Here is a 12,090-nt window from a genome sequence, read left to right as displayed (position 1 = left end):
AGGCTCTGACGAGCCGGGAGGCGCTATGTACGTCGGTATCGATGTGGGCACGTCCATGGTGAAGGCCGCCGCGTTCGACGAGCAGGGGCGTGAACTGGCCGTCGAGGCGCGCCCGGTGGGCCTCGCACTGCACGAGGGTGTCGTCGAGCAGGACATGGAGGAGGTGTACGCGGCGGTCGTCGGCGTGCTCGACTCGCTGACCTCGCGGGTGGCCCGGCCGGTGGAGCTGGCCGGGCTGACCGGGCAGGGCGACGGGGTGTGGCTGGTCGACAAGGAGGGCCGCCCGGTCCGGCCCGCGGCCTCCTGGATGGACGGCCGGGCACACGAACTGCTCGACCAGTGGCTGGCGGACGGCACCTTCGAGACGGTGTTCCGGCGGACGGGGAATGCCATGTTCCCCGGCTGTCCCGGCCCTCTCCTGGCCTGGCTCGACCGCTACGAGCCGAAGTCCCTCGACGCGGCGGCCACCGCCCTGTACTGCAAGGACATGGTGTTCCGGCGGTTGACGGGCGCATCCGCGACGACGGACGTCTCGGATGCCTCGATGCCGTTCCTCGACCCGCGGACCCGGACGTACGACAACCGGGTCGTCGAGCTGCTGGGCCTCACGCACCGCCGCGGTCTGCTCGCCCCCATCGGTGACCCGATCGCGACGGCGGAGGCGCGCGGCGAGGGCCTGCCGCCCGGCACACGGCTCGCGAACGGCCCGTACGACCTCCCGTCCTGCGCGCTCGGCGCCGGGGTGACCACCCCCGGGGACGGCCTGCTGATCGTCGGCACCTGCCTGGCCAGCCTCGTCGCCACGACCGACCTGGACCTCACCGGTGAGCCGGCCGGTCTGTACATCTCCACCGACCGTCCCGGCCACTGGCTGCGCGCCATGCCCGCGATGGTCGGCACGGCGGCCCTGGACTGGGTGCTGTCGACGACCGGCGTGCACCACGAGGAGGTCGACGCCCTGCTCGCCGAGACCCCGCCCGGCGCGAACGGCGTCCGCGTCCTGCCGTACTTCGCCCCGTCGGGAGAGCGGGCGCCCTTCGTCGAACCGCACCTGCGCGCCGAACTCACCGGTGTCTCCCTGGAGTCGACGAAGGGCGACCTGATCCGCGCGACCTGCGAGGGCATCGGTTACGCGGCCCGGCACTGCCTCGCGGCGGCCGGCCTGACCGGCACGCTCGCGGTCTGCGGCGGCGGCACCCGCAGCCCCGCCTGGATGCGCCTGCTCGCCGACGTCCTGGGCCGCCCGCTCAGGGTCGTCGAGGGTGAAGTGGGCGCGCGGGGCGCGGTGTTGGCGGCCGCGGAGCGGTACGGGGTCGCGCTGGACGCGGCGGCGTGGACCGAACCGACGGCGGTCGTGGCGCCGGACAAGGCCCGGGCGGCGTACTACGCGAAGGCCTACGAGGACCACCTGGCCCGGCTCACGGAGGCCCGCGGCCGGGCTCGCGCGTGAACGACCCGACGACACAAGCCCGTTGACGAAAGTCTGTCGACGAGGTCGACGACAGCCCGTTGACGAAAGGGAGTCACATGCAGCTCAGACGTCGATCCCTCCTGCTCGCGGCCGCCGCAACGCCGGTGGCCGCGGCCGTACCGGCGCACGCGGCCGAGAAGACCCCCGACAGCCGGGGCCCGCTGGTCATCGGCCACCGGGGCGCGGCCGGCTGGCGCCCCGAGCACACGGCGGCGGCGTACACGTACGGCGCCCAGACCGGCGCCGACTGGATCGAACCCGACCTCGTGCCGACGCAGGACGGTGTCCTGGTCGTCCGGCACGAGAACGAGATCTCCCAGACGACGGACGTGGCCTCCCACTCCGAGTTCGCGGCCCGCCGTACGACGAAGACGGTGGACGGGAACCAGGTCACCGGCTGGTTCACGGAGGACTTCACGCTGGCGGAGCTCAAGACCTTGAGGGCGGTCGAACGCCTCCCCCTGGTCCGCAACCGCAACACCGTGTTCGACGGCCGCTACCAGGTCCTCACCTTCCAGGAAGTGGTCGACCTGGCACGGAAGTTGTCGAGGACCCACGGCCGCACCATCGCCGTCTTCCCGGAGACCAAGCACCCGACGTACTTCCGCTCGATCGGCCTGGAACTGGAGCCGAAGCTGGCGTCCGCCGTCCGCCGCAACCGCCTCGGTCCACGCGAATGCGTCATCCAGTCCTTCGAACCGACGAGCCTGCAGCGGATGACGGGACTGGGCGTCCCCCTGTGGCAGGCGCTGGGCACGACGGGCGGCCCGTACGACCTCGTGTCGTCCGGCGACCCGACGACGTACGCGGACATGATGACGCCGGCGGGCCTGGCGGGGATCGCGCGGTACGCGGACTGGATCGGCCCGGACAAGTCGTCGGTCGCCGGCACGTCCCTTCTCGCGGACGCGCACGCGGCGGGCCTGCGGGTGGGGCCGTACACCTTCCGCTCCGAGAACCAGTTCCTGCCTGCGGATCTCCGCCGCGTTGGCGGAGCCGACGATTTCGGGGACGCGTTCGCCGAGTACGCGCTGTACTACCGCTTGGGGGTCGACGCGGTGGTGACCGACTTCCCGGACCTGGCGGTGATCGCGAGGAGGGGTTTGTGACGATAAGCCGAATGTGCCCGACCTGCCGCAGCAGACAGGACTTCCGGCAGCTCAACGACGCGGAGAAGGGGGCGGTCCGCGAGGAGAAAGGGGACCGCCACTATGTGCACGACCTCTGGCGCTGCACCGCCGACCGCTGCCTGACGTACTTCCGCTACGGCAACATGAGCGACCGCGGGCTCCTCCCGGAGAAGTTCCGGAAGGAGCCCGCCGCCCCCGAGTGACCCCTACAGGTTGCTGAAGTCCGGCCCCGCCGTCCGGGTCCGCTTGATCTCGTAGAAGCCGGGGACCGAGGCGACGGCGAGGGTGCCGTCCCAGAGCTTGGCGGCGTCGTCACCCTTGGGGGTCGGGGTGACGACCGGGCCGAAGAAGGCGATCTGCTCGCCGTCCGCGCCGGGGACGGCGATGACCGGGGTGCCGACCTCCTGGCCGACCTTCTCTATGCCCTCCTTGTGGGAGGCGCGCAGCTCGGCTTCGAACTCGAAGTCCTGCTGGTCGGCGTAGTCGATGAGGTCGGCGGGCAGGCCGACGTCCGCGAGGGCGCCCACGATCGCCTCGACGGTCGGGCCCTCGCCCTGGTTGTGGATGCGGGTGCCGAGCGCCGTGTAGAGCGGGCCGACGACGTCCGCGCCGTGCTTCTGCCAGGCCGCGGTCACCACGCGCACCGGCTTCCACGCCTTGGTGGCGAGCATCTCCCGGTACTCCTCGGGCAGCTCGTCGATCCGGTGCTCGTTCAGCACCGCCAGGCTCATGATGTGCCAGCGGACCTCTATGTCCCGGACCTTCTCCACTTCCAGCACCCATCGGGAGGTCATCCAGGCCCAGGGGCACAGCGGGTCGAACCAGAAGTCGACGGGGGTCTTGGCGGAGGTCGCGGTCTCGGACATGGCTCTCCTCGGAATGCGGTCGTTTCCCAGCCAACACCGGCCATCACCGAACCCATTCCCGGGTGCCCCGCGTCAGGGGCACATGGCAGGATCGGTCCTGTTCCGCCGTACCCATCGATGTCCGATATGTCACAAAGGGAGTGCCGCCCGTGCCCGGTGAGAATCTGACCCGCGACGAGGCCCGCGAGCGGGCCGCCCTGCTGTCCGTCGAGGGCTACGACGTGTCCCTCGATCTGCGTACGGCGGTGGGGGACGAGGCCGGGGAGGGGCCGCGCACCTTCCGCTCGGTCACCACGATCCGTTTCCGCAGCAACGAGCCGGGCGCCGCCACCTTCGCCGACCTGATCGCGCCGAGTGTGACCGCCGTCTCACTCAACGGCCGGGATCTCGACCCGGGCGCGGTCTTCGACGGCTCACGGATCCTCCTGGAGGACCTGGCCGCAGAGAACGAGCTGATCGTCGACGCCCAGTGCGCCTACTCCCGCACCGGCGAGGGCATGCACCGCTTCGTCGACCCCGAGGACGGCGAGGTGTACCTGTACACCCAGTACGAGCCGGCCGACTCCCGCCGGGTCTTCGCAGGCTTCGAGCAGCCGGACCTCAAGGCCCCGTTCCGCTTCGAGGTGCGGGCCCCGGAGGGGTGGACGGTCTGGAGCAACGGCGTCGGTGAACTCACCGACGGCATCTGGAAGTTCGCGGAGACGAAGCCCATCTCCACCTACATCACGTGCGTGACGGCGGGCCCGTACCACTACGTCACGGACTCCTACTCCCGCACCTTCCCGGACGGTACGACGCTGGAGATCCCCCTCGGCGCCCTGTGCCGCAAGGGTCTGGCCCCCTACTTCGACGCGGACGACGTCTTCCTCGTCACCAAGCAGGGCCTGGACTTCTTCCACGACCACTTCGACTACCCGTACCCCTTCGGGAAGTACGACCAGGCGTTCGTGCCCGAGTACAACCTCGGCGCGATGGAGAACCCCGGACTGGTCACCTTCCGGGAGGAGTTCATCTTCCGCGGGAAGGTGACACGGGCCTCGTACGAGGGCCGGGCGAACGTCGTCCTGCACGAGATGGCGCACATGTGGTTCGGCGACCTGGTCACCATGGAGTGGTGGGACGACCTGTGGCTCAAGGAGTCGTTCGCCGACTTCATGGGCGCGTTCGCGCTGGTCGGCGCCACCCGCTTCAGCGACGGCTGGATCACCTTCGCCAACCGCCGCAAGGCCTGGGCCTACCGCGCCGACCAGCTGCCCTCCACCCACCCGATCACCGCCGACATCCGCGACCTGCAGGACGCGAAGCTCAACTTCGACGGCATCACGTACGCCAAGGGGGCTTCCGTACTGAAGCAGTTGGTGGCGTACGTCGGTCAGGACGCGTTCCTCGAGGGCGCGCGGCGCTACTTCAAGCGGCACGCGTACGGCAACACGCGCCTCGGCGACCTGCTGTCGGCGCTGGCGGAGACCAGCGGCCGGGACATGGGAGCGTGGGCGCGGAAGTGGCTGCAGACGGCGGGGGTCAACTCCCTCACTCCGCAGGTGCTGTTGAACGCGGAGGGCCGGGTCGACGAGCTGGCGGTCGTGCAGGAGGCCGCCGAGTCCCATCCGGAACTGCGCCCGCACCGGGTCGCGGTGGGCCTGTACCGGCGTTCCGGTTCGGGGGCTCTGGAGCGGTACGCGCGCGCCGAGGTGGACGTCGACGGCCCCCGTACGGTGGTGACGGAGCTGGCCGGTGCCGAGGCGCCCGAGCTGGTCCTGGTCAACGACGACGACCTCACGTACTGCAAGATCCGCTTCGACGAGACCTCGCTGGCCACACTGCGCGAGCACCTGGGTCACATGACCGACCCGCTGGCCCGCGCCCTGTGCTGGTCGGCGCTGTGGAACATGACCCGGGACGCGCTGCTGCTCGCGCCCGACTTCATCGACCTGGTGATGACCTTCGGGCGCCGCGAGTCGGACATCGGCGTCCTGCAGATGCTGCACGCGTGGGCGAACTCGGCGCTGGTCCACTACGCGCCGCCGTGGTGGCGGCAGACCGGCGAGAAGATGCTGGCGCACATCGCCCTGCGGGATCTGCGGGGGGCCGCAGCCGGCAGCGAACACCAGCTGGCCTGGGCGCGCTTCTTCGCGTCGGTGGCCTCCGCACCGGAGGATCTGGCACTGCTGCGCGGCCTGTTGGACGGCACGGAGAAGGTCGACGGGCTGGAGGTCGACCAGGAGCTGCGCTGGGCGTTCCTGGAGCCGCTCGCCGCGCACGGGGTCGCGGACGAGTCCGCCCTCTCGGCCGAACTGGCCCGCGACGACACGGCGTCAGGCAAGCGCCACCAGGTCCGCTGTCTGGCCGCCCGCCCCTCGGCGGCGGTGAAGGCGCAGGCGTGGGCGCAGGTGGTGGAGTCGGACGCGCTGTCCAACGCCCTGGTGGAGGCCACGATCGCGGGCTTCGCGCGGCCTTCGCAGCGGGAGCTGACCGCGCCGTACGTGTCGAAGTACTTCGAGGCGATCGAGCGGGTGTGGCGGGACCGGTCGATCCAGATCGGCATGGACGTGGTCCGGGGCCTGTTCCCGTCCTACCCGACCGAGCAGGACGCGCAGCCGACGCTGGACGCGACGGACGCGTGGCTCGCGGCCCACGAGGACGCGGCACCGGCGCTGCGCAGGCTGGTGCTGGAGGCGCGGGACGACCTGGCGCGGGCGCTGCGGGCGCAGGCGGCGGACTCCGCGGCCGGCTGATCGGGGCCCCCGGCTCACTCAGATCCATGGCCAACGATTGAGCGTCCCGTCACCGTTACGGAATTCAGGCAATCACAGCCGTAACCCCTGGTCCACACCCGAACGGACCAGGGGTTTTCCGTCCCTACTCGGCACCCGAACAACCGTCCTTTAGCTCCGCCTTGTCCGTATTTGTCGACGGGCGTGTAACAGCGGTTAGGGGACGGATCGAGCGCGGGAAACCCCCCGTCATGAACCACAACACCCCGCTCCCCCCGGCCTCCCCCCGCCCCCTCCGCCACCTCTCCGAGGTGCACCGCCGCGTCCTGACGGCGGCTCAGCTCCGCTCGCACGGCGTCTCGTCCGCGGAGACGAACGAGCAGTGCCGCACCGGCGGCCCCTGGCAGCAGATCCTCCCGGGCGTCTTCCTGCTCCACCCGGGCCCGCCGACCAGCGAGGAGCGACTGCACGCGGTGCTGATGTACGCGGCACGCGAGTCGGCCCCCGGGGTGCCGGCGCAGCCGGGCGCGGACGACCCGCACCGCCAGGTCTACCCGGAGGCGATGATCACGGGCCTGGCCGCCCTGAACCTGCACGGCTTCACCTCCGCGCCCCCGCTGCTGTCGCTGGAGAAGATCGACGTGCTGGTTCCCCGGCTGCGCAGGCTGCGCTCGACGGGCTGCGCGCGGATCGTCCGCACGTCGGCGCTGCCGACTCCCCAGCAGGTGACGGGAGTTCCGATCGCGCCGGTGCCGCGCGCCCTGGCCGACGCGGTGTCCGAACTGGCGGACGCGGGCGCGGTACGCCGGCTGCTCACGGAGGCGGTGCGCGGCGGCCACTGCGAACCGGCGTCGGTGGTACGGGCGTTGAACCAGGCGAAGCTGCTGAGCCGCCCGCACGTGGTGGACGCGGTGGACTCCCTGCTGGCCGAGGGCCGCGCGATCGCCGAGGACCGCCTGTACCGGATGGTCCTCGAGTACGGCCTGCCCGACCCGGTCTGGAACGTGGACCTCCGGCTGCCGGGCGGCCCGCACCTCGGCGGCCTGGACGCGTACTGGCCGGAACAGGCGGTGGCGGTGGAGCTGGACACGCGGGCCCCGCGCCAGGACGAGGACGCGATGTGGTCGGAGTACGCCCGTAAGCGGGAGACCTTGGAGCGGCTCGGGATCACGGTCGTGTACGTCACCCCGAAGAAGCTCCGCGACTCGATGGAGCAACAGGCGGCGGTCGTCCGTACGGCGCTCATGGCGTCCGGCGACCGAGATCCCGCCGCGTATGTCGTGGTGCTGCCCCGGTAGTGACGGACCGGGGCCGGTATCAGGAGGGGAGAGGAGGGGCCGCCGGGATTCCCGGGCGGCCCCTCCTCGTGCGGGTGTCCGCCGACTGCCGTCCGCCGTCCCGTCAGTGCGGCTCCGGCAGGGCCGGCGGCACACTCGTCCGCGTGTGCACGCCGTCGATGAGTGCGGCGTACGCGGCGATCATGCGGGTGCGGCTGAAGCGTTCGCGGCTGCTCGCGAGCGCAGGTGCGAGGGCGGCGCGGGCGGCGGCGGCCTCGGTCCACGCCTGTGCGACGGCCTCCGGGTCCGGCGGTGTGACGAAGCCGTGCCCCGCCACGATCGCCGCGCTGTCGCCGACGTCGGTGGCGACCGGTACGGCCCCGCACATCATGCCCTCCACCAGGCACAGCGGGGCGGCCTCGCCCCAGGAGGAGGTCAGCGCCACCACGTCGGCGCCGGCGTAGACGTGCTCCATGTCGTGCCGGACGCCGAGGAGGTGGAGCCGGTCCGCGAGCCGCCGGTCGTCGCCGAAGGCGGCCTCGATGTCCGCGTCCAGGCCCGGATTGGCCGCCGTCATGCCCGCCCCGCACATCAGGACGTGCGCGCCGGGCTTGCGCTCGAGCCAGACCCGCGCCGCCCGCAGGAACAGCGGGACGTTCTTCATCGCGTCGTACCGGGCCGCGAAGACGACGACCGGCGCCGCGGCCGGGACGTCGAGGGCGGTCCGCAGGGCGAGGCGCCGGGCCGGGTCGGGGCGGAAGCGGACCAGGTCCACCCCGTTCGGGATGACGTGCAGCAGGTCGGCCGGGATCCCGGCGGCCTCGTACGCGACCCGGGTCGACTCGGCGCAGCACACGCACGCCACCACCGTGCCGTCGGCGATGGCGGCCTTCAGTTCGCCGAGGGCCGGCCCCTGGTTCTCCGGATCGGAGCGGTGCAGGCAGACGACGACCGGGCGGCGCGGCAGGCCCGCCTGGTTGAGCAGGCGCAGCGGCTGCTCCTTGAGGGAGAGGATGACGTCCGCGTCCGCCGTCGCCCGGGCGGTATCGGCCAGCTCCGGCCCGGTGAACGTGGCCTGATCACCGCTTGCGGGAAAGACCCGGCCCAGGGAAGTGACGCCCACTCCGGCCGCGGTCAGCGACCGGTAGCAGGCGTCGTCCTCCATGCGCTGCCGGGTGGCCTCCCGGTGCACCTCGCCATGGATGCTCAGCACGCGATGGTGCTGGTCACCCTCCTGCAGCCCGCGGACGACCTCACTGTGGAGGATCCGGGCCCCGCCGGAGAAGAAACCCTCGTAGACCGAGAGCACGTGCAGTCCGCGCCTCGCACGCACACGACCACCCGCCTTGCCTGAATCGAGCCATCCCCGTGAAGACCGGGTCAGCCGATATGAGGCGGCACGAATATTGCGTACGGATTAACACGGCGCTTCGTGTCCGGGTCCTCTCGATTACACCGGAGACGCTTACACCGGAGACGCTTATGCCGGAGGCGTTATTTCCCGCAGAATTCCGCCTCGATCACCGCGTCGCTGTTGCCGGACCAGTCCCCGTTGAAGTTGAAGGCCAGCGAATGCCGGCCGTCCGCCGTGGTCACCGCCGAGGACGTCGAGCCGTGGATGCCGCCGTCGTGGCCCCAGACGTGGACGCCGCAGGACAGGGTGCGGTCGATCAGGCCCAGCCCGTAGCGGGCGTGGGGCGCGGCGTCGGCCTTCACCGTGGTCTTCATCTCCTTCAGCTGGTGCGGTGGGAGCAGGCGGCCGCCGAGCAGTGCCCGGTAGAAGCGGACCAGGTCGGCGGAGTCCGAGATCATCTCGCCCGATCCGTAGGCGAGGGCGGGGTTCAGGGTCGTGACGTCGTACGTCGGGCCCGTCGTCGATTCCGCGAGCTTGGAGTAGGCGCGGCTGCTGGGGTGCGGGACGGTGACCCGGGTGCCGGGGACCGAGGTGGCGGCCAGGTGGAGCGGGTCGATGACGCGCCGGCGGATTTCCGCGCCGTAGGAATGGCCCGTGGCCTTTTCGATCACCAGGGCGGCCAGGAGGTAGTTCGTGTTGGAGTAACTCCAGGAGGTGCCCGGCTCGAAGTCCGGCTTGTGGGACATCGCGATCGCGAGCAGATCGGCCGGGGTTTTCCGGTCGTAACGGTGCTTGAAGAAGCCGTCCTTCAGGAAATAGGTGCGGCCGAAGGTGTCGTCCCGGGTGTAATTGAAGACGCCGCTGGTGTGGTTGAGGAGCTGGCGGAGGGTGATGGCGCGGCCGTCGTGGCCGTTGCCCCGGACCGCTCCCGGCAGCCACTTCTCCACCTTGTCATCCAGCGACAGCCTGCCCTCCGCCTCCAGTTGGAGCAGCACGGTGGCCACGAAGGTCTTGGTGATGCTGCCGGCGCGGTAGCGGTCCTGGGCCGAACGCGGCTCGCCGGTGCGGAGGTTGCCCACGCCCGCGGTCGTCGACCAGCTGCCGTGTGCGTCCTTCGCGGTGAGCGTCACCCCGGGCACGCCGTCCTTCACCGCGGCCTCGACGGCCCGGCGGGTGGCGTCGTGGCCGGCGTCTGTGGCGGGCGTGGCCGCGATCGCGGGGCCCGCCAGGGCCGCGGACAGTGCCACGGCCGTCGCGGCGACCAGGGTCGTCCGTACGCGTACGTTCATGTCTGCTCTCCCCCATCTCGCTCTGCGCTGAGCTCGGTCGGGAGGTCAGACCCGGCCCGCAGTACGGGGGTTGATGCGCCGCGGGCCGGTTGAGCCGCATTCAGCCCTTCTTCAGCACCAGCTCCGTGTTGCGGTCGTTCGCGTCGCCGCCCAGGTTCGTGCCGGCGCCCGGGGCGTTGTACGACAGCTCGCGGTAGAGGGCAGCGAGGCCCGTCTGCGTGAGGTCGGAGAAGTCCGTGCGGTGCGGGGCCGCGGACTCGACGAGGGTGGTGAAGACGGAGATCGTGCCGTCCTTGTTGTCGGCGATCTCGATGACGCGGGCCAGCTGGGGGTAGTCCACGTGGGACGCCGTGGAGATCTCCCAGAAGGAGCGGCCGCCGGAGGCCGCGTGCGGGGTGATCTCGTTGCGGTGGATGTGGCCGTTCACCCAGGCGAGGACGTTGCGGTGGCGGCCGAGGAGGGTGATGACCTCCTGGCCGTTGTGCCGACGCTCGTTCGGGCGGGCCGGGTCCACGTGGTTCGTGTTCGTCATCGTCTTGCTGGTGTGGTGGCTGAAGACGATGACGTACGAGTCCTTGTTGTCCGTCAGTTGCTTGTCCAGCCACTTCAACTGGGCCGTCCCGATGGAGCCTTCGTAGTGGCCGCCCGGATCGGTGGTGTCGAGGCTGATGCCGATGACGTCGTCGGCGATGCGGAAGGTGTAGTACTGGGTGCCCGCCGCGAGGTTGGCGCTGGAGTAGCCGTGCCCGACCGGGCCCAGACCGCGGTACGCCGGGTCGAGGTGGGCCTTGAGGTAGTCGGTGGGGGTGTACGGGGCGCGGGTCTCGTCGGCGGTGACCGAGCGCATGTCGCGGCTGTGCGCCTTGAGCAGGTCGCGGAAGGCGGTGCCCTTGGGGTCGTTGCCGTTCTTGATGTGGTTCTGGAGCTTCGTCGCCTCGGAGGCGGACAGGGACATCAGCTTCTTGCCGCCGACCGCGTACTCGGCGAGCCAGGAGTCGCCGTGGCCGTAGCAGCCGAGCGGCATGGCGTCGTGGTTGCCGACCGTGGAGTACCAGGGCAGGTTCAGGCCGGGGCTCTGGACCTCGCGGATCGCGGCGGCCAGGAAGCCCTGCAGGTGCGGGAAGCCGACCTGCTTGTCGCCGTCGCGGACGGTGGAGTCGGGCTGCCAGTACAGCTTGAGGCCGCTGTTCTGGACGCCTTCGTAGTGGCGCGGGTCACCGGAGTTGGGGGTGATCCGCCCACCGCTCATGATCTTCAGGAACCACTCGAGCTCGGACTTGGCGTTGTTGTCCGTGTTGTCACCGGTGGTCATCGCGAAGTGCAGCGGGGTGCCGGTGACGGGGGCGCCGCGCAGTGCGTTGATCCGCTCCACCAGCGAGACCGCGCCCTGCACGGTCAGCGCCTCGTGCGGGCGCCAGGCGTGCTTGTCGGTGGAGCGGAGGTACTCCAGGCGCATCGGGTGCTGGGCGTCGATCAGGTGCAGGTCGGTGAGCTGTACGAACGCGGCGAGCGCGGTGCGGCGCCCTGCACGGCCCGTCTTGGCGGCGGCCAGCTCGCCGCGCACGACACGGGTCCAGCCGGGGCCGTCGCCGAGGCGGCGGTAGCCGGAGCCGGTGCGCGGGGCGGCGACGGAGGCGAGCGTGGTGCCCTTGGTGTACGGGGCGAGTGGGGCCGCCGGGGCCTGGCGGGACTGCGCCACGACCTTGGTGGCCTCGGTGGCGGCGGTGGTGGCGGCGTGGCTGTCGGTGGGCCGCAGGGCGTAGCCGACGCCTGCGGAGACGGCCGCCGCGCCGGTGGCGGCGAGGACGGTACGGCGGTTGATCGCCGGGATGGTGGCGGCGACAGAGCGTATGCGCGACATGGCGCGATCTCCCCGAGTGCAACGCGTCGGCAGTGGTCGCGGGCCGTTTCGCTGTCGCGAACAACCCGCTCGCTCTGGATGTTTGGCACCCGGGATGACCTGCGCGTGAACGAGACGGCAACGCGCAA

At 71.2% G+C, this 12,090-nt stretch carries 9 protein-coding genes; 5 read left to right on the top strand and 4 right to left on the bottom strand.

Annotation, left to right across the window (positions count from 1 at the left end):
* Window positions 1-25 precede the first annotated feature (25 nt).
* The 3 genes from OG303_RS31910 to OG303_RS31900 all read left to right on the top strand — a co-directional run bounded on the left by OG303_RS31910 (window position 26) and on the right by OG303_RS31900 (window position 2,804).
* Window positions 26-1,450: an FGGY family carbohydrate kinase gene (locus OG303_RS31910; RefSeq protein ID WP_405872724.1), complete on the top strand. Its 1,425-nt coding sequence runs from the start codon at window positions 26-28 to the stop codon at window positions 1,448-1,450.
* A gap of 77 nt (window positions 1,451-1,527) precedes the next feature.
* Window positions 1,528-2,580 (top strand): glycerophosphodiester phosphodiesterase family protein, encoded by a 1,053-nt coding sequence (locus tag OG303_RS31905; protein ID WP_405872723.1) that lies wholly within the window; start codon window positions 1,528-1,530, stop codon window positions 2,578-2,580.
* A complete protein-coding gene (locus OG303_RS31900) occupies window positions 2,577-2,804 on the top strand; it encodes a hypothetical protein (RefSeq protein ID WP_405872722.1) in 228 nt (75 codons plus the stop codon). Before OG303_RS31905 ends, OG303_RS31900 begins: the two co-directional genes overlap by 4 nt.
* A 3-nt stretch (window positions 2,805-2,807) precedes the next feature.
* On the opposite strand, the gene OG303_RS31895 is transcribed toward OG303_RS31900, so the two are convergent.
* Window positions 2,808-3,467 (bottom strand): DsbA family protein, encoded by a 660-nt coding sequence (locus tag OG303_RS31895; RefSeq protein ID WP_405872720.1) that lies wholly within the window; start codon window positions 3,465-3,467, stop codon window positions 2,808-2,810.
* Between the two features lie 149 nt (window positions 3,468-3,616).
* Here OG303_RS31895 and pepN point away from each other — a divergent pair, with 149 nt between their 5' ends.
* The gene (gene pepN, locus OG303_RS31890) at window positions 3,617-6,202 is read left to right on the top strand and encodes an aminopeptidase N (protein WP_405872718.1); all 2,586 of its coding nucleotides are present in this window, start codon (window positions 3,617-3,619) and stop codon (window positions 6,200-6,202) included.
* 230 nt (window positions 6,203-6,432) lie between these two features.
* Window positions 6,433-7,479 (top strand): hypothetical protein, encoded by a 1,047-nt coding sequence (locus OG303_RS31885; protein ID WP_405872717.1) that lies wholly within the window; start codon window positions 6,433-6,435, stop codon window positions 7,477-7,479.
* Between the two features lie 103 nt (window positions 7,480-7,582).
* Here OG303_RS31885 and OG303_RS31880 read toward each other — a convergent pair whose 3' ends face one another.
* From OG303_RS31880 to OG303_RS31870, 3 genes are all read right to left on the bottom strand, one after another.
* Window positions 7,583-8,767 (bottom strand): glycosyltransferase, encoded by a 1,185-nt coding sequence (locus tag OG303_RS31880; protein WP_405877588.1) that lies wholly within the window; start codon window positions 8,765-8,767, stop codon window positions 7,583-7,585.
* Between the two features lie 185 nt (window positions 8,768-8,952).
* Window positions 8,953-10,101 carry a serine hydrolase domain-containing protein gene (locus OG303_RS31875; protein ID WP_405872716.1) on the bottom strand — a complete coding sequence of 383 codons (1,149 nt, stop codon included), beginning with the start codon at window positions 10,099-10,101 and terminating at the stop codon, window positions 8,953-8,955.
* 100 nt (window positions 10,102-10,201) lie between these two features.
* Window positions 10,202-11,962: a TIGR03767 family metallophosphoesterase gene (locus OG303_RS31870; RefSeq protein ID WP_405872715.1), complete on the bottom strand. Its 1,761-nt coding sequence runs from the start codon at window positions 11,960-11,962 to the stop codon at window positions 10,202-10,204.
* Window positions 11,963-12,090 lie beyond the last annotated feature (128 nt).

The organism is Streptomyces sp. NBC_00005, from assembly GCF_045160215.1.
Taxonomy (GTDB): Bacteria; Actinomycetota; Actinomycetes; order Streptomycetales; family Streptomycetaceae; genus Streptomyces.
The sequence above is the reverse complement of the archived record's forward strand: the minus strand, read 5'-3'. Positions and strand labels throughout refer to the sequence as shown.

Excerpts from the sequence above, each read along its gene's own strand:
- OG303_RS31885 (WP_405872717.1), top strand. The coding sequence starts at position 6,433 with ATGAACCACAACACCCCGCTCCCCCCGGCCTCCCCCCGCCCCCTCCGC.
- OG303_RS31905 (WP_405872723.1), top strand. The coding sequence starts at position 1,528 with ATGCAGCTCAGACGTCGATCCCTCCTGCTCGCGGCCGCCGCAACGCCG.
- OG303_RS31910 (WP_405872724.1), top strand. The coding sequence starts at position 26 with ATGTACGTCGGTATCGATGTGGGCACGTCCATGGTGAAGGCCGCCGCG.
- OG303_RS31875 (WP_405872716.1), bottom strand. The coding sequence starts at position 10,101 with ATGAACGTACGCGTACGGACGACCCTGGTCGCCGCGACGGCCGTGGCA.
- OG303_RS31895 (WP_405872720.1), bottom strand. The coding sequence starts at position 3,467 with ATGTCCGAGACCGCGACCTCCGCCAAGACCCCCGTCGACTTCTGGTTC.
- OG303_RS31870 (WP_405872715.1), bottom strand. The coding sequence starts at position 11,962 with ATGTCGCGCATACGCTCTGTCGCCGCCACCATCCCGGCGATCAACCGC.